This window comes from Archangium sp. (assembly GCF_057119385.1).
The window spans coordinates 67,714-93,836 of record NZ_DBNGVP010000097.1; the positions used below are offsets into that span (position 1 = coordinate 67,714).

Below are 26,123 nucleotides of genomic sequence, written 5' to 3' on the forward strand. Positions count from 1 at the left end.
TTCCACCCCGGGACTTCCCCCCTGCCCGCGGGTGGTGGCCCGGCATGAATTTCCCTTCGCGGCTGCACGCACTGGCGGCATTCCTGCCCGGCTCCCTGGTGCGCGCCCTCCAGGCGGACACCTCCCGCCCGCGCGCCGGTGCCCTCAGCGAGCAGCAGGGCGCCGTCCTCTTCGCCGACCTCACGGGCTTCACCGCCGTCGCCGAGGCCCTCGAGAACAGCGGCCCCTCCGGCGCCGAGCGGCTCCGCGGCATCCTCGACGCCTTCTTCTCCCGCCTCATCGACACCCTCCTCGCGCACGGGGGCGACGTGCTGCGCTTCGCCGGAGACGCCCTCGTGGCCCTCTGGCCCGTGGGCGCGGACGGAGACCTCGCCCAGGCCGTGCGGCTCGCGGCCCAGTGCGCCCAGGCCGCCCAGGGCCTCATCGACGGCAGCCAGCCCGTGGATGGCGTGCGGCTGCGCCTCAAGGTGGGCATCGGCGCCGGCACCGTGCGCCTGTCCGACGTGGGCGGCGAGAAGGGCCGCTGGGACTTCCTCGCCTCGGGCGAGCCCCTCCTGGAGATGGCCAAGGCCCAGGGCGCGGCGCTGCCGGGGGAAATCATCCTCGGCCCCCGCGCCTGGCCGCTGCTGCGGCGGGCCCAGGGCGAGCCCAAGGGCGCCGCGGGCTGGAAGCTGCTGTCCATGGATCCCGGGCCCCTGCCGGACGTGCGACCCCAGGAGCCGGTGCCGCCGGAGCTCGAGCCCGCGCTGTGCTCCTACCTGCCGCGCGTGGTGACGCACCGCCTGGAGGCCGGCCACGGCCAGTGGCTCTCCGAGTTCCGCACCGTCACGGTGCTGTTCATCAACCTCGCCGCGCCCGGCTTCGCCTCCGGCCAGCGGCCCGAGGAGCTGCAGCGCGCGCTGAGCACCCTCCAGGCCGTCCTCTTCCGCTACGGCGGCAGCGCCAACCAGGTGGTGGTGGACGACAAGGGTGTCGTCATGGTGGCGGCCTTCGGACTGCCCCCCCTGTCGCACGAGGACGACGCGGCGCGCGCGGTGCAGACGGCGCTGGACCTGCGGGGCGCGCTCCAGGTGCTGAATCTCCCGTACCGGCTGGGGCTCGCCACCGGCCGCGTCTTCTGCGGCACCACCGGCGGGGCCACGCGGCGCGAGTACGTGATGGTGGGCCACACGGTGAACCTCGCCGCGCGGCTGATGCAGGCCGCCGTGGACGACGTGCTGTGCGATGCCACCACGCTGCGGCTGGCCTCCTCGCGGCTGCGCTTCGAGACGCTCGCGCCCCTGAAGATGAAGGGGATTACGCACCCGGTGCCCGTGTACCGCCCCGAGCCCGGTGGCGAGAACCCCACCGCCCCCGCGCAGGGCGCGCGGCTGGTGGGCCGTCAGGAGGAGCGCACCCGGCTCGCCTCGGCGGTGCGCGCGCTCGCCGAGCGGGGCGTGGGCGGCACCGTGCTCCTCGAGGGCGAGGCCGGCATCGGCAAGTCCGTGCTGGTGGGCGAGCTGCTCGAGCGCGCCCGCGTCGCGGGACTGTCCACCGCGCTCGGCCTGGGCACGGCCGTGGAGGGCGCTCCCGTCTGGCACGCCTGGCGCTCCATCTTCTCGCGCCTGCTCGGCCTCGAGGGACTGCCGGACGAGGCCGCCCGCACCGCCCGTCTCCTGGAGCGGCTGAGCGCCTGGCCCGAGCAGGAGGCGTGGGCCCCGCTGCTCAACGACGTGCTGCCCGTGGAGGTGCCGGAGAACGACGCCGTGCACACCATGCCGGCCCCCCTGCGCACCGCCACCACCCGTGAGCTGCTCGTGCAGCTGCTCGACGACTGCGCCCGCGAGCGGCCCCGGCTGGTGGTGCTCGATGACGCGCACTGGATGGACTCCGCCTCGTGGGAGCTCGCGCTCGCCGTGCAGCGCCGGGTGAAGCGGCTGCTGCTGGTGCTCTCCACCCGCCCCCCCAACGAGTCCACCCCCGCCGAGTACCGCCAGCTGCGCGACTCGCCCGGCACCGTGCACCTGCCCCTGGGGCGCATGTCCTACGAGGACGTGCTGGCCCTGGTGCGCCAGCGGCTCGGCGTGCGGCACCTGCCCGCCCAGGCCGCCACCTTCATCCGCGACCGCGCCGAGGGCCACCCCCTCTTCAGCGAGGAGCTCGCCTGCGCCCTGCGCGACGCCGGCTGGCTCGTCATCGAGCGCGGCGAGTGCCGCCTGGGCGCCCGCTCCGTGGAGAAGATGGCCCTGGAGCTGCCCGGCACCATCCAGGGCCTCATCACCAGCCGCATCGACCGGCTCACCCAGCAGCAACAGCTCACCCTCAAGGTGGCCAGCGTGCTCGGCCGCGCCTTCCCCTTCGAGCTGCTGCGCGCCGTGCACCCGGTGGAGGCGGACAGGCCCACGCTGCCGCAACAGCTCGCCGAGCTGGAGCGGTTGGACCTGGTGCAGCGCGAGGAGTCCGACTCCGGCCCCGTGTATGCCTTCAAGCACGTGCTCATCCAGGAGGCCGCCTACCACCTGATGGCCTTCTCGCAGCGCCGGGAGCTGCACCGGGCCGTGGCGCTGCTGCACGAGCGCGAGCAGGAGGAGCGGGGCGAGCAGCTCCAACCCCTGCTGGCGCACCACTGGCGGCTGGCCGAGCAGCCCGAGCGCGCGCTGGAGCACCTGGAGCGGGCCGCGGAGGCCGCCGTGGCCCGGGGCGCGCACGCGGAGACGGTGGCCCTGCTCAAACGCGCCCTGGAACTGGCCGCGAGCGGCACCGAGCCGGTGGACGCGCTGCGCCAGGCCCGCTGGAGCGCGCGGCTCGGCGCCGCGTACCACGCGCTGGGCGAGACGGAGCACAGCCTGCGCCACTGTGATGCCGCCCTGCGCATGCTGGGACAGACGCGGCCCGGCTCGGGCGCGGGCTGGGGCGGCCGGCTGGCGTGGGAGGTGACGCGGCACGTGGGGCGCATGCTGCTGGGGCGCTGGCTGCCGGCGCCGCGCTCGGACGCGGAGCGGGAGCGGCTCACCCTGGCCGCGGGCATCTTCAGCACGCTCGCCCAGCAGAGCTTCTACACGGACCGGATGTTGGAGCACTTCACCGCCAACATCGCCGCCGTGAACTTCGCGGAGGCGGCGCGCGACTTCTCCACCTCCACCCTGGCCTACAACTCGCTGGGCTACATGGCGGGCCTGGGGCGGATGAGCGGGCTGGCGCGCCGCTACTTCCACCGCGCCAGCGTGCCGGGAGCCTCGCGCCACCCGCATACGGACATCGTCGAGGGCGCCTGGCACCTCACCTTCGGCCGCTGGGAGGAGGGCCTGCGGCTGGTCGAGCGGGGCGTCTCCGAGGCCCGCCGCCTCCACGCGCACTTCACCCTGTGCACCGGCCTGGAGGTGCTGGGCATGGGGCTGGAGCTGGCGCGCGAGCCGGGCGCCGCCCAGTACGTGCGCGAGTCCATGCTGCGCGAGGCGACGGAGGTCTCCAACGTCATCAACGTGCTGTGGGCCCTCACGGAGATGACGCCCACGCTGCTGCTGCTCGCCCGGCAGGACGAGGCGGCCGAGCGGCTGCGCGAGGCGGAGGTGCTGCTGGGCCTCGCGGACCCCACCAACGCCCTGCGCTTCCGCTGCAACGCGGCGCTCGTGGCCTGGCGCCAGGGAGAGCCCGGCCGGGTGCTCCTCCACGCGCGCGAGGCCCTGCGGCTGCTGCGCAAGCGGCCCCTGGTGATGTGGTCCGACCTCACGTCCCTCACCTCGCTGGTGCAGGCGTGTCTGGAGCTCTGGGAGGCCTCGCGCGGCACCGGAGACGGCGAGCCCCGGGCGCTGGCCACCGCGTCCCTCCGGATGCTGCGCAAGGCGAGCCGCTTCCACCCCACCGCCCTCAGCCGCACCGCCCGTCTCGAGGGCACGCACGCCTGGCTCGAGGGCCGCACCGGCCGGGCCCGGGCCCTCTGGGCGCGCGCCATCGCGCTGGCGAGCACCTGGCGCATGCCCACCGACGAGGGGCTCGCCCATTACGAGCTGGCGCGCACCTCCGAGCCCGGGGGCGCCCGCGCGCTCCACCTCTCGCGGGCCCGCCACATCTTCGAGCACCTGGACGCGCCGGGCCCGCTGCGGGCACTCGAGGCCCTGGAGCAGCCCCTGTTGCCCGCCCCCGCGAAGGCCTCGGCGGGCTGAGGCGCTCCGGGGCCGTCACGCCGCGTCGAGGGTGCCTCCGGGCCGGATGCGAAAATCCCTCCGGGAGAAGCGCGCCGCGAGCGCCTCGGGCCGCGCCGAGTAGTCCACCCCCACCTCGCTGCTGGGGAGGTAATGGTACGCGGCCCGTACCTCCTCGGGACCCACCGCCACCACCGTGAAGCCGTGGGCGTTGGGGTCCACGAAGGCGATGCCCGGATTGCCCTCGCGGAAGGTGGCCGCCTGCTCGGTGACGACGTAGCGGTAGACGGCCGAGCCGGGAGGGAAGCCCGCTGCCTCCACCGCCGCCCCCGCCTCCTCCTGCACCGCGGACGAGGAGATGGCGGGCGCGGTGAGGACCGGCACCCCCTCCTCCACCGATGCGAAGGCCGCGTGGATGTCCCCCGCGACGACGAGCGCGTGGCCGTCCGTGCGCCCCCCCAGCGCCGACAGCAGCGAGCGCCGCTTGTCGGGGAAGCCGTCCCACTGGTCCACGCTGAAGTAGTAGCGGTTGCGCACCGTGGGCGGCTCCACGTCCGTCTTCGCCCTCAGGTCCCAGATCATCGACGTCATGGACACCGAGCTCGCCATCACCTTCCACGTCTGGGGGCTCGCCCCCTCCTGTAGCAGCCCCAGCAGCCACGCCTCCTGGTCCTTCCCCAGCGCGTCCTGGGCCTCGCCGTTCGAGGCGATGTTCCGCCAGGCCGCGTACACGTCGAAGGTGTCCTTGATGACCACGTTGCGCGCGCCGATGCTGGAGAACAGCTCCTGCTTGCCCATGTGCACGAAGGCGATTCCCCGGGGCTTGCCCGCCGGGTCGATGGGACCCGCCCCCGGCTGCGCCGCCGCCACCAGCACCGGGTTGGCGTAGGCCAGCGCGAGGGGGCCCTTCACGAGCGCCGCAGCCCGCGCCGAGGCCGCCTCGGCCGTCAGCCCCGCAGCCACCGCGAGCTGCACGTACGCGCCCCGGAGCACGGCCTGCTGCGCGGGGAACTCGTCGATGTTCACATAGGCGAAGGTATCGGCCGCGAAAGCGCCCGTGAGTCCCAGCGAGCCCAGCGCCTCCGCGTTCACGGCCACCGTGGCGGGGTACGCATCCTCGGGGATGAGGTGGTCCGGCCGGTAGGTGCGGTAGTCCGTGACGAGCAGCCGCAGGTGCTTGCCAAAGATGAAGTCCCGCCAGAGGCGCGTGTCCGGGTAGCGGGGCAGCGTCTCGGGATCGATGACTCCCGCTCCCACGTCGGGGTCGAGCGGCATGTACTCGAAGAAGGCGAGCTCCGCGTTGCGGCGCCGCTCGGGTTCGAACTCCTCGGTGCGCCCGTCGGTGTACGTGGCGTGCGCGTCCCAGCAGTCGTTGGAGAACTCATGGTCATCCCAGGTGACGATGAACGGGTAGCGCTCGTGCACCTGCTGGAGGAAGGGGTCCGAGCGGTAGGTGCGGTAGAGGTCGCGGTAGTTGGACAGGGATTGGGCGACGAGCTCGCCGCGTCCTCCCCCGAGGTCCCTCGGCAGGGCGGAGCCGGGGTCGGAGAAGCGCACGACGCGCGCGGGGTCCGGCGAGGGCACGTCCGAGGAGTCGGACTCGTAGATGTAATCGCCGATGAAGAGGACGAAGTCGAGGTCCTCGTCGAGCTGCAACAGGCGCTGCCAGGAGTTGTAGTAGCGGCCGCGGAAGTCCTGGCAGTTGGCCACGGCGAAGCGGACGGGCATGTTGGCGCCGTAGGCGGGAGCGGTGCGGGTGCGGCCCACGGGCGAGCCCAGGCGCTGTCCCTCCTTCTCGACGATGAAGCGGTAGTAGTAGCGCGTCCCAGGCTCCAGACGGGTCACCTTCACCTGGAGGGTGTGATCATTCGCGGCCCGGGCGAGCAGGCCGGACTCCTCCAGGACGCGGTGTTTGAACGCCGCGTCCCGGGCGACCACCAGGGTGAGCGCGATGTCGGCATCGGGGCGCTCGGGGTCCACCCCGCGCGTCCACAGCACCACGCTCAGGGCGTGGGGATCTCCCGAGGCCACGGATTGGGGGAAATACATCCGCCCGTCCTCCACGGGCAGCTCGTCGTCATGGCAGCCGAAGGCGGTGCTCGCCGCGGCGACGACGAGGCACTTCAGGACGGTGCGGCGGTGCAGGGGCTGGGACAAGGAGACTCCTCCGCGTCGGACCGGGCGGGGGGCCCGGAGCGCGCGAGGGTACGCGGTGCACGAAGACACACGGCTCCGACTCCAGGGCAACGTGTCTCCCGTCCGCCACACGCGAGCCGGAGAGAGTCCACTGTCCGATGTTCCCTCTCAATGTTCCCTCTCAATGTTCCCTCTCCCCCCGGGAGAGGGTCAGGGTGAGGGTATCCGGGCCCGTTCTCCAACCCGTGGCTCACGGTGTGGACAGCGGGTTGAACCCGGGATGCGTGGCACCCTCACCCCGTCCCTCTCCCGAAGGGCGAGGGGAAATGACCGCAGTGAAATGACCGCAGTGAAATGACCGCAGTGAAATGGCCCTGCTCAGGGAAGGGCGGTGCCGTCGAAGAAGCGCTGCGCACGCTCGAGCGCGGACAGGCCCACCTTGTTGCCGAGCCGCCGGCCCATGAAGTCATCCGGCGCCACGTGGATGCCGCCCCACAGCCGTGACTGTCCCGCCTGGTCCGCCGCGTCGTAGTACGTGGCCCACTGCAGCCGCACCTCCGTGGAGGGGCCCCGCTCGAACGTCAGGTAGGCATCGCGGCCCGCGACGAACTCGCCGAGGCCCCCGGGGAAGTACGCGCTGCCGGTGAGCGCGGTGAGCACCTCGGCCGAGGCGCGGCTGAAGGTGCTGTGTCCGGAGATGAAGCCCGGGAAGGCGGGCGTCACGAAGGTGCGCAGCTGGTAGGGCATCCACTCGATGGCGCGCATCCACCCGGTGCCGCCCACGTCGTGCACCCGGTCCCCCGGCTCGCCCCGCCAGGTGTTCACCACCACCTGTCCCCGGAAGCGGGCCAGGTGCGCGTGCCGCTGTCCCGGCGCCGAGCTCTCCGCGGTGACGACCTCGATGAGGCCCGGCACCAGGGGCAGACCGTCCGGGTGGTACGCCGGCCCCGAGGGGTCCGTCGACTGGCCCAGCCCGCCCATGTACCGCAACAGGGTGATGGGGCGAGCGGTGGCGTGGGCGCGCTTCACCTCCCAGGCGACGATGGCCGCGTCGTGCACGGCGCCGTTGAGCGCCAGGTACACCTTCACGTCCCACTCCAGCGCGTCCAACGGCTCGCCCGTGCCGAACAGGCGCCGCGAGAAACCGGTCGAGTCCGCCACGCCGTTGGCCAGGACATTCCAGTGTCCCGGCGGCGTCTCGGACTTGGGGCCGTCCGCCCAGAACTCCGCCAGCACGCGCGCGAAGTCTCCCCGTCTCACGAGGTTCGGCGCATACGGCTGACCGGTGATGGGATTGACGGGATGGCCGGTGCCATCGTTCGCGCCCAGGCTGTTGTTGCCGAAGGCTCCGGGCGACAGGTCCACCCGCTCGTCGCTGCCCGTCCAGCTCGTCTTGCGCAGCACCTCCACCACGTGCTCGCGCAGCTCCGGGCCGAACACCGGCGGCGCACCTGCATCCAGGTACAACCCACCGCCCTCGGGGCGCGTCAGGGCGAACGGCGTCACCCGGCCCCAGTGCGCGCCGATATACCCCTGCACCCCCGAGGCGGTGATGATGCCGTTCTGCGTGACGGCCACCGCCAGGTTGAGCGGCTGCCAGAGCGAGGGATGGGCCACCGTCAGCCCGGGCGCGTCGACGCTCAGGGGCAGGTTGGCCGCCTGGAAGCCGGTGGTGTCCTTGTAGTCCTGCTGCTCGTTGGCGCCGTCATCCGCGCCCGCGCCGATGATGAGTTGAGCAACGCGATTGCCCAGTGCGCGCGGGCTGTCCCCCTCCGTGCCCGTGGCCTCCGGCGAGTGCCCGAGCTTCTCCATGAAGGCGCGGAAACACGCGGCGGACGTGGCACCGCCAATGGCTTTCGTATAGCGGTGCGTGAGCACGCGGTAGGCGGCGTAGCTGATGGCCTCCGCGCGCGCCGCCGCCACATCCGGAGCGGAGTGCTTCTCGCGATAGAAGACACCATCGGCCGTGGCGTCATAGGCGGTCCACACGTCCCACATGGCCGCGGACAGGTGGTACAGGTTGCGCGCGTGCACCGTGGGCCGGGGAAGGTCGCGGCGGATGGCGCCGAGAATCTGCTCGTTCCACCGGCGCGCGATGGAGCCCTCGGGGCGCGGATCCACCGACGCCGCCGGACACGAGGCCACGGGAGTCGGACCAGGGCCCACGGGCGCGGGCACCTCGGCCACCGTGGGCCCCCGGTGCAACAGCGTGCCGGCGTTCAGCCCGCCCGACAGCACGTTGCCGCCCACGGCCCACACCCCGCCCTGAGGGTCCACCCACGTCGCGTGCAGCGACTCCAGTTCCAGCGGCAGTCCGACCGCCGCCCGCTGCCACAAGCCACCGGAGCGCCGCTGGAACACCTCGCCGCGGAAGCCCGTGGCCCAGCCGGTGCCGTCCGCCGAGAGGGACACGCCCTGCAGCAGCGGACAGCCCTCGGGCGAGCGGCTCACGAAGCGGCCGGCCGCCTCATCCAGCTCGAGGATTTCGCCCTGGCTCTCGCCGCCCACCACCGTCACGACGCCCCCGGCGCCGTGCACCGTGAAGAGCCGGCTCGTGGTGTCCGTGGGAATCCGCGTGAAGGCCCCCCCCGCACGCGAGCGCAGCACCACGCCCCGCGCGCCCACCACGTACACGTCCCCGCCCGTGCCCCACACCTTGAAGAAGCCGGGGATGTCTCCATCGGCCGTGCGCGGCAGCTCGTCGTACGGCAGCGCCACGTCGCTCCACTGCGTGCCGTCGTAATGCCAGATGAAGCCACTCTGGCCGGACACACTGCCCACGGCGTAGACGTCCTCGGGGCTCGCGCCCCACACGCCGTACACCGTGTGGCGCGCCAGGCCCGGCGTGCGCATGCGGGTGAAGGCGCCATCCTCGTAGCGGAGGATGGTGGCGTTGCCGCCTGCCAGCAGGACGGGACCATTCTCGAAGGCATGCACCCACCACAGGTCCCCGCGCTGGCCGGTGGACAGCTCCGTCCACGCGGTGCCGTCGTAGTGCAGCACCGAGGGCCCTCGTCCCCGGTCCGCGCCCACGGCCCACACGTCCGAGCTCGAGCGGCCCGACACCGCGAGCAGCGCCTCGGGCCGAGCCCCCGCCACGCGGGTCCAGGCAACGGGCTTGGGGTCTGGCGGCACCGGGCACCCGCTCAGCAGTGCGCCCAGCAGCAACGTCAACAGCCAGCCGCCGCGCATGCGGACCCGCGGCTCGAGTGCGGAGAAGAGGGGGTGCTGCGCCATGGGGAAGGCTCCTGCGGACGGCGGGGGTTCAAGGGGCTGCGCCACCGGGGGCGCACGTCTCGGTGCCCCACTGGAGCGTAGCGGAACGGGTATCGGTGGCGCGCTCGGAGGCCTCTGTCTCGAGGGAGGCCGTCAGGCGCACCTCGCGGCCCAGGGACGCGGCCGGGTCGGGCACCACCAGCAGCAGGCCCTCCAGCGTGGCCGGCGCATCCCGGGTGGTGCCCGCCTCGAAGGGCAGGCGGAGCACGAAGGGAGACGACACCACGCTTCCATCCTCCACGCGCTCCAGGGACAGCGTCACCCGGGCGGTCAGGGACGTGAGCTCCCAGGCCCGCATGGACACGAAGACATGCTGGCTGCCCTGGCAGCCGCGTGCCAGCTCGAGCACGGCACCGTCTCCGAGTGCCGTGAAGGCACGTCCCGTCCCGACTTCCAGGCGCGCAGGCGCTCGCGGCGGCAACCCGTCCCCGCCACATCCCGCCAGCAGCAGGCCCAGGACGGAGAGAGCCGACACCACGCGAGGGGGCAAGGGACAGAACGTATCGCGCAAGAACTCTCCCAGGCCGCAGAAGCGTACGGCGCGGAGCATAGGCGAATCAGGCGCTGGCCAAGAGTTGCTCCCCACGCGCGTGGGCCTGCCTGCTCCCCGAGGACCTCCCGGGCTCGCGGCTCACCAACTGGTCCGACTGTCGGACCAGTTGCTCGACCTCGCGCCCGGAGGGTGGACCCGCTCGCCGGCCGGGAGCCTCCCGGGCTCGCTCTTCACGAAGTTGTCCAGCTGTTGGACAAGTCGTGGAAGACCGCGCCCGGCGGGCTCACTCCGCCTCGGAGTCCTCCACCTCGCGCGTCATCTCCACCATGGTGGGGCGCCAGCCGTGCTTCGCGAAGAGCCGCTGCGCCGCCTCGTTCTTCGAGGCGCTCATCAAGATGATGCGCTTCACGCCCCGCGCCTTCAGCTGCCGCACCATCTCCTCCAGCAGCAGTCCCGCCACGCCACCACCCCGCGCCGCCTCGTCCACCCAGACGTCGTGCAGCTCGCCGTGCGCATCGAGCAGCGCGTTCCAGTCCCGGCCCTCCACGGTGGCGTAGACGTAGCCCACCACCGCGCCGTCCCGCTCGGCCACCAGCACCACCGCCCCCTGCCGCTTCAGCTCCCGGGACAGCCACCACTGGTAGCCGGACTCCACGTCCTCCGCGGGTTGCATGAAGCGCTGGGCGTCATACGAGTGATGCAGCCGGACGAGCGCCCCGCCCATGCGACCCAGCGCGGGGGCATCCTCGACGCGTGCGGGCCGGAGGGTGAGGGACATGGCGAAGGGAAGCGGGCTACGGGCTGCTCGCCGAGGCCACGTTCTCCGGGGCCTTGGGCAGCTTCACCCGGAACGTCGCGCCCTGTCCTGGCGAGCTGTCCACCTCGATGGCCCCGCCCAGCCCCGACACCACGCCGTAGCAGATGGAGAGCCCCAGGCCCGTCCCCTCTCCCGGCGGCTTCGTGGTGAAGAACGGATCGAAGATGCGGCTCAGGTGCTCCTTGGCGATGCCCACGCCGTTGTCGCGGATCTCCACCACCACCCCACCGTCCTCCCGCTGGCGCGCGATGATGGCCACCCGCGGCTCCGCGGTGTTCTTCAGCGCGTGCCCCGCGTTGTTCAGCAGCCCGAGGAACACCTGCTCCAGGCCCTGCTCGCTGCCCCACACCGGCGGCACGTCCTGGAAGTCGCGCACCACCTGCGTCTTGGGCCCCAGGTTGTAGCTGGCCCCCGACAGCGCATGGTCCAGCACCTCGCGCAGGTCCACCCACGCCTGCGGCTGCCCGTCCAGCTTCGAGAAGAGCCGGAAGTCATTCACCAGGCGCAAAATCCGGTCCGCCCCCATCAGCGCGTCCGAGCACACCTCGCTCAGCTCCGCCGGGTCCACCTGGTGGCCGCCCTTGGCCTGGTCATCCAGCTCCGAGCGGATGAAGCCCACGCTGGCCATGATGACGCTCAGCGGGTTGTTGATTTCGTGCGCCAGGCCCGCCGACAGCCGTCCGAGCGCCTCCAGCCGCTGGGCCTGCACCAGCCGCAGCTCCAGCCGCGCCCGGTCCTCCATCTCCTTGCGCAGCCGCTCGTTGGCCATCGACAGCTCGCGCGTCCACTCCTCCACCTCGCGCGTCAGGTCCTCCAGCCGCCGGTGGCTCTGCCGCAACAGCTCCCACTTCTCCGTGAGCGCGTGCGCCAGCTGCCGCACCTCGATGTTGTCGAAGGGCTTGCGCAGGATCAGCAGCCGCTGGCTGATGCCCAGCCGCTGCGTCATCTCCTCCCACGAGTAGTCGGAGTACGCCGAGCAGAGCACCACCTGCAGGTCCGCGTCCTCCTTCCACAGCCGCTGCACCGTCTCCACGCCGTCGATGCCCGGCGGCATGCGGATGTCCACGAAGGCCAGCGCGTACGGCCGCCCCTCGGCCACCGCCGCCTTCACCTTCGCCAGGCCCTCCTCGCCCTGGTAGGCCGAGTCCACCTCGAAGCCCGTCTCCACCGGCGCCGCCGACGGCCCGCCGAACAGCGCGGCCTCCATCGCGTCCAGTGCGGTGCTCGCCGGGGCGGCACAGAGAATCTTGCGGAAGTCCTGGTGGATCGCCTGATTGTCATCCACCACCAGGATGCGGCGGTTGGGTGCGGTGGCGGCGTTCATGCCCTGCTCTCCTCGCCCGAGATGGGCAGATCAATGGTGAACGTAGCACCCTGGCCGCGGCCTTCGCTCGTACAGGAGAGGAACGCGTCCATCTCCGCCGCCGCCAGTGCGCTGATGTGAAGGCCGAACCCGTGTCCGTCCTTCTTGGTGGTGAAACCCTGGGTGAAGAGGCGGGGGGCGTCTTCCGGTGAAATCCCCACCCCATTGTCCTGCACCGCGATGCGCAGCCGCTCGGCCACCATGCGCTCCACGCGGATGATGAGCTGCTTGTCCGCCCGCCCGCTCTCCACCAACGCGTGCCGCGCGTTGCTCAGCAGGTTGAGCAGGATCTGCAACAGCTTGTGCCTGTCCACCTTCACCAGCATCCCCCCCGTGTACTCGCGCTTCACCTGGATGCCCAGGCGCTCGAAGGACACGGACTGCAGGCGCAGCGCATCGTCCAGCAGCGCCGTCAGCTCCAGCGGCTCCACCACCCCGGAGAAGCGCGCGTGCTCCTGCTGCATGCTCACCACGGACTTGATGTGCTCCACGCTCTTCTGCAACGTGTGCACCTCCTCCAGCAACTCCTCGCGCTCGCCCATCAGCTGGGACGCGAGCGCCTGCAGGTACGAGGGCAGCTGCCTCCCCCGGCCATCCGCCGTGAGGAAGGCCGCCAGGTCCGCCCCGTGCGAGGCCATCAGGTCCGTGGCCTTCTTCAGGCCCGGCATCCGCGACTGGTGAAGCCGCTCGGCCAGCAGGTTGACGGACACGTTGACGCTGTTGAGCGCGTTGCCCACGTTGTGCAACACGCCGGTGGCCATCTCCGCCATGCCCGCCTGGCGCGACACGTCCAGCAGGCTGCGGTGCATCTCCCCCAGCCGGGCCTCGGCCTCCTTGCGGTCCGTGATGTCCCGGCCGAACACCGTCATCCCCACCACCCGCGAGCCCGTCACGTCGAACACCGGGTTGAGCGAGATGTCCAGCACCCGCGGCCGCTTGAGCCTGGAGGGCGAGGCCTCGAAGCGCACCCGCTTGCCGGCCAGCACCTGCGCGGCGCACTCCTGCCACCGGCGGCGCAGCCGCTCCGGCGCGCGCTCCGGGAAGAGGAAGTCCCCCGGCCCCAGCTCCGCGCCGATGAGCTCCCGGTACATCTCCTCCAGCGCCGGGTTGGCCGCGATGAGCCGCCCATCCGCGTCCACCGAGCAGACGATGTCCTCGGTGTTCTCCAGCAGGCTCGTCAGCTTGCCCTCGTTCTCGCGCAACGAGCGCAGCGCCCGCACCATCGCCAGGTTGGCCTGGTCCCTCGCGGCCAGAATCAGCCAGCTCAACGCCCAGGCCCCCAGCACGAAGAGCGCGGCGAACACGGAGCGCATCCACAGGCCCGCGTTCACCCCGAACCAGAGCGGCAGCACCCCGCCCACCCACACGGCGACCGCCGCCGCGAAGAGGAAACCCGGCCGCGGCCCCAGCAGATAGACGGAGAGGAGGGGGACGAGCATGCAGATGGCATGCGTGCCCACGTGGGGATCCGGCCCGCGCAGCCCGGCGGCCAGGAAGCCTCCCGCCAACATCCCGCACAGCAGCCACCCCGGAAGCCGCGAGGAGCGCCCCCGGCGCAGCAGCACCAGCGAGGCCACGAAGCCCGTCCCCGTCACCCCCCCCACCGCCCCCAGGAACAGGGGCGAGGGCGTCCTCGGCACGAACAGCAGGAAGAGCAGGCAGCACAGCAGCAGCACCAGGTTGGCGCCCACCAGCACCCGGCCCCGGCCGAGCTCCTCGGCGGGGCCGTGCCGCAGCCGCTCGGAGAGGAAGGTGTCCAGCGCCGCCAGCAGCCGGGCCGTGGCTCCCGCACGCGCGAGGCCCTGCCCCGCCGGCTCCAGCCCTCTGACTCCCTGCGCTCGCGCGACCCTGGTGGACATGCTCGACATGAACGGGCGGCTCTCCCTCGCCCCGGCGGCGGGAGTATGCCTGAAACCCGGCGAGCCCCGCAGGAGAGCGGTAAGTCCCGGCGGACAGGAAGTATCCGCTCGCCGAGTCTCCTGCTACCCACGTGGGTAGACTTCACCTCACACGCCCGGCCGTCTCCTCCTCCCACTCCACGTGAAGCCGCGCGCCCAGCCCCTCGCGCGCCACCACCCGCACCCGCGCCCGCTGGCCCCCCGCCAACGCCAGGCACGCCTCCAGAATCCCCTGGTAGTAGGTGGGCTGGCCCATCACCTCGTTGATCCACACCTCGCACGCCGTGGGCGACAGCTCCGTCAGCCGCGACTCCACGTAGTTGTCCGCGCTGCGCAGCGTGTTGTTCAACCGGCGCAGCGAGCGCAACGGCCCCAACAGCCGCGCCACCCCCACCATGGCGCGCCCCATCACCGTGTGCACCAGGCCGTGGACCACCTCCTGCCCCAGCCGCCGCCAGCCCTCCTCGCGCGGCAGCCGCGGGTAGAGGTCCGCCACGGTGAGCTCCAGCGCCCGCTTCCACGTCTCGTCCGAGTAGGCGGGCCGCAGCGGCTTGGACAAGTCGATTCCCACCGCCTTCAGGCCATTCCACGCCTGCAAGGACAGGCGCGAGCGCAGCGAGAAGCGGAAGAGCCCTTCCACCGTGTGCTCGAACACCCACCGCCGCTGCGTCGCCGCCGGACGTCCCACCCCCAGCTCCCGCGACCCCTCGAGCCCCTGCATGCCCCACGCTCCCGTGACAATCACACGGAAAAATTAGGAACGCGCTCCCTCTTCCCCCAGTCCGGCGGCGATCAGCGGGGCAAGGCAGTGATGGATGGTGAACGCCGCGCGGCACGCGGTGCGTCCGGGAGTGTTCAATGGAGGACAGCCTTCCCGGCGGGAAGTGCGAGCCGCCCGGCCGAGCCCTGTCCAGGCGCTCCGCCTCGGGGCCCCCGGGGGGTGCCTACCCTGTGGGGAAAGGAGCCCCGCCATGGAAACCTCCGGCTGCCAGCACCTCGACTCCCTCCGCGACGTCCGCCCGAGCACCCCGAACGGGTGCGAGGACTGCCTGCGCTTCGGCGGCCGCTGGGTGCACCTGCGCCTGTGCATGGAGTGCGGCCACGTGGGCTGCTGCGACTCCTCGCCCAACCGCCACGCCACGAAGCACTACCACGCCACCTCGCACCCCGTGGTGCGCTCCCTCGAGCCCGGCGAGGACTGGGGCTGGTGCTACGAGGACGAGGTGATGCTCGACGGGGAGGAGCTGCCTGCGCTCCCCCCGCCCGGCCAGGGCGTTCCCGCTCCGTCCATTTGAGCGCGGGGGGGAGTGGCTCAGACGGTGATTTCGAGGCGGTTGCCCTCGGGGTCGAGCACGACGCATTCGTAGTAGCCGTCGCCCGTGCGCCGGGGGCCGTCGATGACGGGGTGGCCGTCGCGCCGGAAGCGCTCCGCCAGGGCATCCACCGCCTCTTGCGAGCCCACCGAGAGCGCCAGGTGCGCGTAGCCGGTAGGCGGTGCACGGGTGTCCCCGTTCGCCGCCACCAGGTGCGGCACCGTCATGAGCTCCAGCCGCGCCCCCGAGGCGAAGCTCAGGAAGTACGAGGTGAATTGCTTGCGCTCGTTGACGTACCGCGGCCCCGCGCTCGCCTGGAAGTACGTCTCGTAGAAGGAGCGGAGCCGCTCGATGTCCTTCGCCCAGAGGGCCACGTGTTCGATGCGCATGGGGCCAGTCTACCGGGACGGGCTACCGGGAGCCCTTCAGGATTTCCTCGATGACGGGGCCCTTCGCCTCCGAGTAGTCCCCGCTGTGGGTGATGCCCTGGGCGAGGAGCTCCCGCTTGCGCGCCACGTAGGCCTCCAGGTGCGCGGGGTTCTCCCGCAGCCGGTCGCGGAAGCGGCGCTGTGTCTCCACCTCCGGCGAGTCCGCCGGAATCACGTGCACGTGCAGGTTGTAGCGCGTGCCCTCGTGCTCCAGGCTGCCCTGGCGCATCGGCCTGGACTCGGGCCACGGCTCGTGGCCCGCGGGCGCCACCTGCTTCTGGAAGCCGAGTGCGTCCAAGAGGGACTTCACAGGCTCCAGTTGCTCGGGCGTCACGGGAATCATCAGGTCCACCACGCCCTTGCCCTCACAGCCCGGCACCGACGTGCTGCCGATGTGCTCCACCGTGATGCCGGGCAGGTGGTGGCGTATCGCTTCGCTCACGCGACTCGCGACGTCCGCTGAACGTGGATCATGCGGACGGCAGACCACGGGTTCGCGCACGTAGGGTCCGATGATGCGGAGCACGGTCTCGAACATCCTCCCATCATGCGGTGGATCCTCGGCCGGCGGGAACCCGGGGACCTCGATACCCTCACCCCGTCCCTCTCCCGGAGGGCGAGGGGTTCTTGGGCACGGTGGCGAGGAGTGAGAGGAGCAAGGGCCGAGCACGGTCCTGGACTCCCGGGTGCCGGGACGTATCCTCCGCGTCCTCCTCCGTGGGCGCACAGCGCCGCATCCAGGTGTCCGATGGTCAAGCTCCGATGGCTCCAGGTGAACAAGTTCCGCACGGTGAAGCCAGGGACACGGCTGGCCTTCAACCCGGGCTACAACGTGCTGCTCGGACAGAACGGCACCGGGAAGACCACGCTGCTCAACCTCGTGGCCGCGGCCATCAAATCGAACTTCGCCGACTTCAAGGACGAAGAATTCGACCTCTCGTACGAGCTGGAATCCGACAAGGCAACGGCAACCCTCTCGGTGCGCAACCAGAACCGCGCTCTCCCGATATCCCTCAACTTGAAGGATATTGCGTTCGAGCATCCGCAGCCTGGCGCATGGGTATCCGAGGGCGTGATGCACTCTCCCTCCCTGTCCGTCAGTACGAGCATTTCCAGCAAGAAAACAGGCCTTCACGTCCAACTCGACCTCGAGAACCAACGGGGCTCGGCGCGACGTACAGATGAAGCGGTGCCGGGCCCCTCCCTCGAATTCGATCTGTCCCTGCTGAAGAACTTCCCACCGTGGGTGTTGCTCGTCACCGCGCTGGAGCAGTGGGGAGACAAGACCTCCACCCCGCGGGAGCTGCTCTCCGACTTCCGTGAACTCTTCCTCGAATCGACAACCAGCCGCTTCGACGAGTCACTCGAATACTTCAACAAACTCGGAGAACTCCCTCTCGAGTTGTTCCGATACCCGGACGGCCACATCGCCTCCAGCGGAGCCCTTGATCCCACCGGGGTGATGAATGAGCCGCTTGGTTCGCAGGCACGCGGCAAATGGGGAGCACCCGAGTACCTCCTGACAGATGCCAACCTGCAGCCGTTGAAGCAGACCCTCCAGCTCCTGGACTTCGAATCCGCCGAAGCCATCCTCGAACTGGTGGACTCGCTCAAAGGCCAACAGATCGACATGATGCGGCTCGGCAACCTCCGGTTCTATTTCAGCCACCGTGGAGGATGGAAGATCTCGGAGAAGATGCTCAGCTATGGCCAGAAGCGCGTGCTCTCCTTCATGTTCTATCTGTCCACGGCCAAATCGACCGTCATCGCCGACGAGCTGGTCAATGGCCTCCATCATCGATGGATTCGCGCCTGCTTCGAGGCACTCGGTCCACGTCAGGTCTTCCTCACCAGCCAGAATCCACTCCTCCTCGACTACTTGAGCTTCAAGTCTCCCGAAGAGGTGCGCTCCGCCTTCGTGCTGTGCCGGTGGGAGAAAGGTCCCGAGCAGATGGTCTGGGAGAACATGTCCCAGGAGGCCGCCGCGGACTTCTTCGACTCCTACAAGGTCGGATTCCAGCAGGTCGGTGAACTGCTTCAATCGAAGGGGCTCTGGTGAGCGGCCAGGCCCCGCATCCCTCGGTCATGGTGCTGACCGAGGACTCCGGCGCGGGCGCCTATGACACCGTGTGCGCCCTCTCGAAGGAGATGCTCAAGCAGCTCGTCCCCGGCGTGCAGACCCACCGCGTCCACTTCACGCCCCTGGCGGACGAGAATGCCCGCCGGGCCATGCATGCCAACCTCTGGAAGAGCACCCGCCCGCTCGACCAGCCCAACATCCGCCTGCTCATCCGCAGCATCATCACCGAGCTGCTCAAGCCTCACGGATTCGTCCTCTACCACATCGACGGCGACCGGCCCTGGTCCGAGCAGGAGTCGAGCGAGAACGAGCGCGAGTTCAAATCGCGCATGCTTCCACCCATCGAGGCCGGCATCCGCGCCTACTTCCAACGGCAGCCGCATGACGCAGCGGCGCCCGGCGAGCGCATGAAGCGGCTCCGCCTCCTCGTGCCCTTCTACAGCATCGAGGCGTGGCTCTATCAGAACACCCGTGAAGCACGGCGCCTCTGCGAGGAAGAGGGCTGCAAACAGTGCCCCGTGAAGCTCGCGGACTGGGAGAAGGACCGCGCGAGCCTCGACGAAGTCATCCGCCCCAAGGAGGCGCTCTGCTTCCAGGACAAGCACAACGCGCACCTGGCCTCCTCGGGCTTCCCGGCCAGGCAGGTCTACGACGCCGGAGCCTCCTTCGCTCGCGCGGTCGACGGACTCCTCGACTGTGACGCGCTGACCACCGCCCTGGAACGGACCTACGCTCCCTCCGAGCCGCAGTCGCCCTGATTCACGGAGACCCGGCTCGGGCCCACGGTGGTCGTGCTCACCGGCCGCAATGTCTCCTGGCGCCGCTTCGAGGAGCTGGTCCGCGGGTGAGCCTCACGATTCCAGAGGCGGACTGTCGAGGCCGTTGAGCACTTCCTCGGCCATCCGCCGGTACTGCGGCACACTCTCCACGGCGAGCACGTCACGCATCTGTTGGCGGGCCCCTTCGAGCTCTCCCGCGTCCCGGAGGCTCGTCATCCGGTACATCGCGCGCAGGAATCGGCGCTGCGCCTTCTGGAAGCGGGAGACAATCACTCCCATGAGGGCCTCGGCGCCTTCCGGACTCTTGAGGAACTCTTCTGCCTCGGCTTCACCGATGGCCGCCGTGGGGGCGGTGCGGCGCAGGAGGGCGAGCAAGTCATCGGTGAGCGCCAAGGCGTGCCCCTGCTGGGTGCGTTGCAGGAGAACGGCGAGTTGCTGCCGGTCGTGCAGGTCCGGATTGAGCTGCCCGGTTGTGCGCACCTCCGCCAGCCCGGCCAACTTCTCCAGGGCAATCTCGGCCTGCTCCCGGTAGAAGGGGACGACCTCCACGGCGAGCACGTCACGCATGAGTTGCTGGGCACCGTCGAGGTCGCCCGCATCCCGCAGGTCGTAGGCCCGGTTTTGAGCACGACTCAGCCGCCACGAACCCTCAAAAATGCGGCGCCAGATTTCTTGTAACAGCGTCGTAGCGGTAGACAGGCTGAGGAGGGCGCTCTCCACATCCTCGTCGCTGATGGCCACCTCGCGGGCACTTCGCAGCAAAAGGGCGCACGTTTCATCCGTGAGTTCCAGGGGCTCGCCTTGCTCCAGGACCCGTCTTGCCAGTGCCCCAATGGGGTCCCAATCCATCCGCCAGCCGGACATCTTCGCTCCTACTTCCTACTCGTACGGCGTTCAGGGCACCTGTCACCCGGCCATTCGTGCTGGCTCTCGCAATGCAGACCGGGTCGTGGGGCATGCGCCTTGCCGCAGCGGACCATATCCGTTAGGTTGGTTCGTGAAATGCGGAACTTCTTACCTCCCCGGTCTACCCTGCTTCTGGCTCTCCTGGCGTCCACGGTCATGGCCCATGGACGCGAGGTCAACGTACGAAGCGCCTACATCTCCGGCCGCTCGAGCGAGGGGGTTGATCGACTGTACGTGGCTCCCGGCGCGGCAACCCTCCTCCGGTTTCAGCAACCCTGTGATTCGGCGGGAACGAAGATGCTGGGGTGGGAGGGTCGCTTCGAGCCGGTGGGATGTACCGGGAAATCGGTCGTCATCGTGCCGCTCGTGCGTCTCGAACCCGAGGACCGATTCCTCCTGGTGGTGAGGCTTGCCGATGGGACGCAAGTGCCCTTCACCTTGTCGGGTGCCAACCGCGAGGATGCGAGGCCGCCGGACCAGCAAGTGAACATCTTCCTCGAGCCAGACACCCGCGAGACGCTCCAGGAGCAGCTCGAGAACGCCCGAGCGCGAGAAGAGGGTCTGCTGGATGATGTGCGCCGCTTCTACCGGGAGGACACGCCAGATCATGCGCTCGCGAAGCTCGTCGCGTCGGGGGCCATCCAACAAACCCCGTTCAGGCTCTTCAAGAAGCGAATCATCAAGAGCGAAGGCGAGGAAACGACGGTCCGGATCTACAAGGGCAAGGCCAAGGCCGCGGTCCTCTTCACCGTGAAGAACAATGACCCCTCGAAGCCTTGGAATCTGCTCGAGGCCCGCCTCGTGACGATTCGCCCGGGACAGGACCCGGAGCCCTATGTCTTCGGGGACAAGAAGCCGTTCGCGTTGCGTGCGGACCGCGACGAGATCGCTCCTGGCGAGTCCGGGAACGTGGCCGTCGTGGTGGACAGAAGCGCTTTCACGGCCGAGAACGGGAGCGCTGAATTGCTCCTGGAAATCTATCGCGAGGATGGTTGGAGACAGGCCTACGTTGTTCTGGATGAACGCCTCACGCGCGAGTAGGAGCGCCCCTCATGTCAGTGAATAGAACCCTCCTCCTCCCTTCGATTGGCCTGATGCTCACGTCCCTGGGCTGCCCTGCCGCGGGCGTGGCCCTGCGCGCGGATGGCACCCCCGGACCCGAGAAGTGCTCGGAAGAAGCGCTGAAGACGATGCGGATTCTCCGGATGCACGTCAGTGATGCGGCAGACGTGGAGCTCGACGCCAACCAGATTGGCGCGAGGCCCATCACGCTCTATGAGGGTCCAGTCGAGAGCGTCCTGGATGGTTCGCTTGGCACGCTCGAGCCCATCACACGGCTTTACGGACGGGTATGGACCACCGGGCCCCAGGTGGTCATCCGGTACTACGAGGCGAAACCCCCGGATGGAGATACCGTGCCCATCTGCGCGGTGGCCCGGCTCGGAGACGGTCAGCTCAGGAAGCGTCCGGAGTCGAAGCCCGGAACGGCCATCATCGAGTTCTCCAACGCCTCGGTCTTCGTGGTGGACGCGTTCCGCTGAGCCCGACTCCCCGCCGGTGCTCAGCCCCGGTGTCGCTCCGCCACCCGGTAGAGCCAGGTGAGGGAGCAGTCCAGCAACGCCTGTCGCGAGCGCATGTAGTTGCGGGCCCGGAGGAATGGAAACCAGACGCGGTCGCCCACGAGCACCTGGGCCTCCTCGCGCTTCTGCCGCGGAATCCACCGGCCCCCCAGGTTGCGCACCAGCACCTCTCCCAGGTACGCGCCAATGGCGGGCACCGCGTGCTCGTCAATGGCTTCCCTCAGACGGCTCTTCGGAAATTCCTCGCGCCAGAAGTAGAAGTCGGCATCCGTGAGCGACTCGGGCGTGGCCTCGAAGACGGAGGGCACCTCCGAGTGCAGCAGCGCTACGAGGTGCTCGGCCAGGTCGCTGTACTCCTCGAGCGAGCGCTCCGGGTCGTCCACGTCCGCAGGCAGGGCGGAGCCGGCGGGGCGCCACTCCTCGGGCTCGGGGGGCTGCCACGCGTTGAGCTCGGCAATCCTCCGCTGGCGCTCGTGACTGGCGGCGCGGTCCACCACCCGCGAGAGGAGCGGGGCCAGGTCCGGGTGGAAGCGAGGCTCCACGGGCGCGAGCCTGGCACTGCGCTCCTGCAAGGTGCACAGAATCGTGTCGAAATCGAGGTCCGGCCGCAGGTGGGCGTGGGCGCGGGCCTGCGCCAGCCGTGCCTCCTTGCTGGCGAAGTCCGCCACCGTGGGCCACGTCACCAGGAGGATGGAGCCATTGGGCAACTCCTCCACACGGTGAGCCGGCGTGGACAGCATGCGCTCGCGGCCCACGGTTTCCACCAGCTTGGGGCCAAACACGTTGAGCCAGAACACCTCGTAGATTTTGTCGAACCCGTCCCGGTACTCCGTCTCGTCGTCGCGGCCGAAATTGGGGGCTCCCGCCAATGTTCTGTCGTCGGTACCGTGGGCCATCGCATAGGTAACCGGGTACCGAGAGGCCCAGACGCGCACCAGTTCCACGAAATGGCGGCAACGCTCCACTTCCGTGAAGAAAGAGAGCGGCTTCACCTTGAGCAGGATGCCCAGTCCGGGAGCTCGCGGTGGGAGCCAGAGACTGAGCGACATGTCCAGCACGGGCCAATCCGTCCGGTAGAGCCCCAGGGCCGTTCTGTTCCCATCGCGCCGCTCTTCCAGCGCCTTCCAGACGGCGGCACGGGCGTACTTGCGTTGCCGCTTACCGTTGACGACATCCGGCATCCACTCGCCGGCGTACTCCTCGAGCGCCTGAAGAAGGGGCGCCAACTCGTGCTCCAGTGCCGCTTGCGGGTTGAAAGCACCGTCAAATATGAGTTTGAGGCTGTCCTCCGGCTTCACGCCGTGAAATTCCAGCACCTTCATTGGAATGACACCACCACTCCGGGAACCGCATTCTTGGTCGTGTTCACGGCTCTATTCAAATCGTCAATATCCGTGGGCCTGAGTGCGCCTCCCTCGTAGACGAGGCGGACCCGCTGGACGGGCACCTCGCCGACCGCGCCGAAAAGACGTTGGAGGGAGTCGCGGCGGATGTCCAGCCTCTCGCCGTACTTCCGCAGAGCCTCCCTCGCGTCCTCCATCATCTGCGCTTCCAGGGCTTCGTACTTCAGCCCCGAAAGGTCGCGGCTCTTGAAGCTGAACGTCTCCACGCGCCGTGGCCCTCCGCCGAGCGCACCCTCTTCGATGACAAGTACGTCCGCGTAGCGCAGGCCAGTGTCCGGCTTCCTCACGCCCACCTGGATTTCGATGCGAGGTTTTTCGAAACTGGCATCAGAACACCTGTGTTAGTGGGAATGGATGTGACGACGGTGGTGTTGCTTGGATCCGCGAGACCGCCTTTCTCGAGCGAGGGTTGCCTGGATGCGCCGCTCGACCGCAGGTGTCAGCCGGAAGCAGAAACTGCCCCCCGGCAGAGCACGCTCAGGCGTGAGGATGCCCCTCCTTATCCAGTACCGCACGGTGTTCCAAGTTACTCCGTACTTCTCGACGAGGCCGCGAGTGGAGTAGCGGCCATCAGGCAGACGGGCCGGCGGGCGCGGGCGGCCACTGGGGTGTAGGCCGGGCGGTGGATTGCCCGGCTCGTAGCCCTGGGCGCGCGCCTTGGCCAGCAGCGCCTCCAGTTGTGGCGTCATCTCGAACCAGAAGGGCTCCGTCCCACGTTTGGGCATGGGCGTGCGGCTGTGCACGGGGGTGACCAGGCCGCGTCTGACCCAGTGGTGGACCATCGCGACCGTCACCCCGAAATGAACGACCAGTCCTCTGGTGGAATAGAGCCCCTGCTCGTCGCGCTCGGGCATTCGCGTGTTACATCCTCCCGGGCGTCGCCCAGCAGCAATGCCCCGTCGCGTGCGAAGGACCGCCACGAGCCGCGTGTTGAAGGCTTGGCGCAGGCCGCTCTTGAAGCCACGCCGGTTGAGGTCCTCGGCTATCTGCGTATCGGAGTAGTGCTGCCGAGCCAGGCGCCGGATTTCGGCGATGACCTGTGGCGGCGTCCTTCTGGCCTCATGCATGGTCGGCCGAGGTACCAGCAACTCCGTTATAGCCCCCGTCTTCCAAAGGATTCGGATGCGGATGGCTCGTTTGGGCACTTCCACCGGCGAGAGCACTACCTCCTGGATGAGCAGCCGCAGTATCCGTTTCTTGTCCGAGTTGGTCGTGGTCGGTGCGTTCCACAAGCCAGGCAGATCACGTGCGAGCGCCAGTATCTTCTTCTTGTCCTCGTCCGACAGTTCCAGCTTGTGCGTGCTCCGGGCCTGCTCGTACTCGTGCTCCACCTGAGCGAGTTCCTGGAGCTTCTGGTTCCAGCGTGTCTCCAGCGTGCGGGCCACCACGCGATTCTCCGGCTCCACCGCGTTGTACTGGCGCTCGGCGCGCTGAGCCTCGTAACGTGCCCGCTCCAGGCGCAGCTTCCACTGGCGGTCCACATCAGCGGCCTGCCGTTCCACTTCCTTGAGGACCGCCAGCGAGAGGTCCAACTCGGGCGGCGCGAATGCCGCGAGCAGGGTCTCCACCACCTTGTCATCAATGCGGCGCGCGACGGTGGACCAACAGTTTCCCTCACCGTAGTTGTGCCGGCTGCACTGATAACTGGGGCTGTGGGCGACGGGGTAGAGCGGGCTCATCCGCCGGCCACACTTGCCACACAGCACCAGTCCCTGGAGGAGCGCCTGCCCGTTGCGAGGAGCGCCTCGGCCATGGACATACCCGCTCCTGACCGCGTTTTCTTCTATCCGTTTCAAGTTCTCCAGATGTTCTTCCCAGGTAATGTACCCAGGGTGTGCATCGCGGAAGAACGCGTGCCATTGCTCACGGGCCTCGAGCTTCTCCTGCTTGCGACGCACCACGCCTCCGACGAGGACACGTCGCTCACGGTTTCGTCCCCAAGCATAGGCACCGGCGTACACCGGATTGCGCAGGATGGAGAGGGCATGAGGGACGTCCAGCACGTGCCAGCGGATTTCGGCGGGAGCGCCCCGGTGGGCATGCCGCGAGGGGAAGAGCAGCTTGTTGCGGGCAAAGTAACGCACGGTGCCGCTGACACTGCCCTCCAGGCGGAAGCGCTCGAAGAGAAGGCGGATGGCCTTCTGCACCTGCTCGTCGGGATCGAAGACGAGCGCGCCGTTTTCGAAGACATAGCCGGTGGGAGGGGGGAAGACGAGCTCTCCCTTTTTGGCCTTGTGCAGGATGCCGCCTCGCAGGCGTAGGTGCATGGAGTGGCGCTCGGCGTCACTCATGGTGCCCTTCATGCCCAGCACCAGCCTGTCGTTGAAGTCGTTGGCGTCGTAGACACCATCGTCATCAATGATGAGCGTGTCGGCGAGCGCGCACAGGTCCAGCAGCCGATGCCAATCCGCCGAGGAGCGCGCCAGTCGGGACACCTCCAGCGACAAGACGGCGCCCACCTTGCCGAGGCTGACCTCTGCCGTCAGCCGCTGGAAGCCCTTGCGCTGAGTGGCACTGGCGCCGCTCTGCCCCAGGTCCTCATCAATGACCTCGACCTGGGCGGCGTCCCAGCCGAGCGTCTTGGCCAGCTCCACCAGGGCGTACTGGCGCTCGGTCGACTCGCGATGTTCGTGGACCTGCAACAAGGTGGACTGGCGGATGTACACCAGAGCGGGTCTGGCCAGGTGCTCTGGCCGAATCTTGGTGCTCATCGCTTGCCTCGCGTCTTGAGGGAGACTCGGTGATGACTTTGAGCAGCACGTCGGCCAGCACGCCCAGCAACTCGTGCCGGGCCGCCGCGGGTAGTGCGGCGTAGAGCGCGCCCGGCGGTGGCCGGCCATGGGTGCTTTTCGTCCGACGCACCACCTTCCTGGTCATGAAGCTGCAACCTATGCCTCAAGTCGTCAAGAAGGGCACTGAGCTTGCGGAGCGATTCAGGGTGGAGCTTCGGACATTTCCCTCGGAACTCGAGCGGAGTGGGCCAGGGCCTCAAGTCCGTCCAGTCCTCGGGGATTTTGGCGGGTCGGCCATCAGGAAAGAGCAGCACGACACAAGGGCGTCCGAGGTGCCGGATGTGCTGTAGCAGAGGAAGCGTGCGACCTGCGAACGGATGGAGTGGGTGGGTGATGACCACCGAATCTCGCGACCATTGCGACAATGCGGGGGTGCGTCGATGGAGGCTTGTCGAAGCCCCCCAGGAAGCGGCGCTCGGCCCGAGGCTTCTGTGCGTCGTCTCGCAGAAGCCTCACCATGTCGCGCTCGAAGGCCAGCCCCCGGGCAAACCATCCGCGCAACTGCTCGTAGCCTTTCCACTTGAGGGGGCCCTCGGCGGCCGTGCCCTGCTCCACCTCCTTGAAGCGCTTGTCGTAGTACTCCACGTACTCGCGCCAGCGCGGGCTGCCCCGGGCCTCGGGCGGTGGGGCTTCGAGGGCGGGGCGGTGCTGCTCCAGCACCTTCACGTCCTTGGGCAGGCGCGGGCCCGTGGCCTCGAGTTCCGCCGCCGCCAGCTTCGCCTCCACCACCTCCCGCGT

At 69.4% G+C, this 26,123-nt stretch carries 20 protein-coding genes and 1 pseudogene; 6 read left to right on the forward strand and 15 right to left on the reverse strand.

Translation table 11 applies throughout. The annotated features are described in order from the left end of the window. Nucleotides 1-44 precede the first annotated feature (44 nt). Complete coding sequence (locus AC16DP_RS24120) at nucleotides 45-4,142, forward strand: AAA family ATPase (protein ID WP_329734721.1); 4,098 nt, start codon at nucleotides 45-47, stop codon at nucleotides 4,140-4,142. A gap of 15 nt (nucleotides 4,143-4,157) precedes the next feature. On the opposite strand, the gene AC16DP_RS24125 is transcribed toward AC16DP_RS24120, so the two are convergent. The 7 genes from AC16DP_RS24125 to AC16DP_RS24155 all read right to left on the reverse strand — a co-directional run bounded on the left by AC16DP_RS24125 (nucleotide 4,158) and on the right by AC16DP_RS24155 (nucleotide 14,825). Further along, complete coding sequence (locus tag AC16DP_RS24125; RefSeq protein ID WP_329734722.1) at nucleotides 4,158-6,278, reverse strand: alkaline phosphatase D family protein; 2,121 nt, start codon at nucleotides 6,276-6,278, stop codon at nucleotides 4,158-4,160. A gap of 357 nt (nucleotides 6,279-6,635) precedes the next feature. Next, a complete protein-coding gene (locus AC16DP_RS24130) occupies nucleotides 6,636-9,494 on the reverse strand; it encodes a vanadium-dependent haloperoxidase (protein WP_329734723.1) in 2,859 nt (952 codons plus the stop codon). A 28-nt stretch (nucleotides 9,495-9,522) separates the two neighbouring features. Continuing rightward, on the reverse strand, nucleotides 9,523-10,044 hold the full coding sequence (locus tag AC16DP_RS24135; protein WP_329734724.1) for a hypothetical protein: 522 nt from the start codon (nucleotides 10,042-10,044) through the stop codon (nucleotides 9,523-9,525). A 265-nt stretch (nucleotides 10,045-10,309) separates the two neighbouring features. Continuing rightward, the gene (locus tag AC16DP_RS24140; protein ID WP_329734725.1) at nucleotides 10,310-10,804 is read right to left on the reverse strand and encodes a GNAT family N-acetyltransferase; all 495 of its coding nucleotides are present in this window, start codon (nucleotides 10,802-10,804) and stop codon (nucleotides 10,310-10,312) included. A gap of 16 nt (nucleotides 10,805-10,820) precedes the next feature. Next, a complete protein-coding gene (locus AC16DP_RS24145) occupies nucleotides 10,821-12,167 on the reverse strand; it encodes a hybrid sensor histidine kinase/response regulator (RefSeq protein WP_329734726.1) in 1,347 nt (448 codons plus the stop codon). Continuing rightward, the gene (locus AC16DP_RS24150) at nucleotides 12,164-14,074 is read right to left on the reverse strand and encodes an ATP-binding protein (RefSeq protein WP_329734727.1); all 1,911 of its coding nucleotides are present in this window, start codon (nucleotides 14,072-14,074) and stop codon (nucleotides 12,164-12,166) included. Before AC16DP_RS24150 ends, AC16DP_RS24145 begins: the two co-directional genes overlap by 4 nt. 133 nt (nucleotides 14,075-14,207) lie before the next feature. Next, nucleotides 14,208-14,825, reverse strand: a complete 618-nt coding sequence (locus AC16DP_RS24155) for a DUF2378 family protein (RefSeq protein WP_329734728.1) — start codon at nucleotides 14,823-14,825, stop codon at nucleotides 14,208-14,210. 250 nt (nucleotides 14,826-15,075) lie between these two features. On the opposite strand from AC16DP_RS24155, the gene AC16DP_RS24160 reads away from it, so the two are divergent. Further along, the gene (locus AC16DP_RS24160; protein ID WP_329734729.1) at nucleotides 15,076-15,399 is read left to right on the forward strand and encodes a ubiquitin carboxyl-terminal hydrolase 14; all 324 of its coding nucleotides are present in this window, start codon (nucleotides 15,076-15,078) and stop codon (nucleotides 15,397-15,399) included. 17 nt (nucleotides 15,400-15,416) lie between these two features. On the opposite strand, the gene AC16DP_RS24165 is transcribed toward AC16DP_RS24160, so the two are convergent. Continuing rightward, complete coding sequence (locus AC16DP_RS24165) at nucleotides 15,417-15,806, reverse strand: VOC family protein (RefSeq protein ID WP_329734730.1); 390 nt, start codon at nucleotides 15,804-15,806, stop codon at nucleotides 15,417-15,419. Nucleotides 15,807-15,828: 22 nt separating this feature from the next. Further along, nucleotides 15,829-16,383 (reverse strand): GrpB family protein, encoded by a 555-nt coding sequence (locus tag AC16DP_RS24170; RefSeq protein ID WP_329734731.1) that lies wholly within the window; start codon nucleotides 16,381-16,383, stop codon nucleotides 15,829-15,831. Between the two features lie 234 nt (nucleotides 16,384-16,617). Between AC16DP_RS24170 and AC16DP_RS24175 the strand changes: the two genes are divergently transcribed. Beyond that, complete coding sequence (locus AC16DP_RS24175) at nucleotides 16,618-17,904, forward strand: AAA family ATPase (protein ID WP_329734732.1); 1,287 nt, start codon at nucleotides 16,618-16,620, stop codon at nucleotides 17,902-17,904. Then, the gene (locus AC16DP_RS24180) at nucleotides 17,901-18,683 is read left to right on the forward strand and encodes a hypothetical protein (protein WP_329734733.1); all 783 of its coding nucleotides are present in this window, start codon (nucleotides 17,901-17,903) and stop codon (nucleotides 18,681-18,683) included. Before AC16DP_RS24175 ends, AC16DP_RS24180 begins: the two co-directional genes overlap by 4 nt. 93 nt (nucleotides 18,684-18,776) lie before the next feature. Here AC16DP_RS24180 and AC16DP_RS24185 read toward each other — a convergent pair whose 3' ends face one another. Next, nucleotides 18,777-19,568, reverse strand: coding sequence for a DUSAM domain-containing protein (locus tag AC16DP_RS24185; RefSeq protein WP_329734734.1), 792 nt, complete (start codon nucleotides 19,566-19,568; stop codon nucleotides 18,777-18,779). Between the two features lie 99 nt (nucleotides 19,569-19,667). Here AC16DP_RS24185 and AC16DP_RS24190 point away from each other — a divergent pair, with 99 nt between their 5' ends. After that, entirely contained in the window at nucleotides 19,668-20,651 is a 984-nt protein-coding gene (locus AC16DP_RS24190) for a DUF2381 family protein (RefSeq protein ID WP_329734735.1), read from the forward strand. Nucleotides 20,652-20,704: 53 nt separating this feature from the next. Next, nucleotides 20,705-21,151 (forward strand): serine/threonine protein kinase, encoded by a 447-nt coding sequence (locus tag AC16DP_RS24195; RefSeq protein WP_329734736.1) that lies wholly within the window; start codon nucleotides 20,705-20,707, stop codon nucleotides 21,149-21,151. Between the two features lie 20 nt (nucleotides 21,152-21,171). Here the strand turns inward: AC16DP_RS24195 and AC16DP_RS24200 are convergent, their stop codons facing one another. The 5 genes and pseudogenes from AC16DP_RS24200 to AC16DP_RS24220 all read right to left on the reverse strand — a co-directional run. Continuing rightward, the gene (locus AC16DP_RS24200; protein WP_329734737.1) at nucleotides 21,172-22,512 is read right to left on the reverse strand and encodes a hypothetical protein; all 1,341 of its coding nucleotides are present in this window, start codon (nucleotides 22,510-22,512) and stop codon (nucleotides 21,172-21,174) included. Next, complete coding sequence (locus AC16DP_RS24205; RefSeq protein WP_329734738.1) at nucleotides 22,509-22,880, reverse strand: hypothetical protein; 372 nt, start codon at nucleotides 22,878-22,880, stop codon at nucleotides 22,509-22,511. Before AC16DP_RS24205 ends, AC16DP_RS24200 begins: the two co-directional genes overlap by 4 nt. Nucleotides 22,881-22,934: 54 nt before the next feature. After that, nucleotides 22,935-25,304, reverse strand: a complete 2,370-nt coding sequence (locus AC16DP_RS24210; protein WP_329734739.1) for a recombinase family protein — start codon at nucleotides 25,302-25,304, stop codon at nucleotides 22,935-22,937. Continuing rightward, a complete protein-coding gene (locus AC16DP_RS24215; protein WP_414640815.1) occupies nucleotides 25,301-25,726 on the reverse strand; it encodes a DUF5372 family protein in 426 nt (141 codons plus the stop codon). The genes AC16DP_RS24210 and AC16DP_RS24215 overlap by 4 nt, the downstream gene beginning before the upstream one ends. Then, nucleotides 25,623-26,123, reverse strand: a pseudogene (locus tag AC16DP_RS24220) (hypothetical protein); the annotation flags it as partial. The gene AC16DP_RS24215 and the pseudogene AC16DP_RS24220, both read right to left, overlap by 104 nt.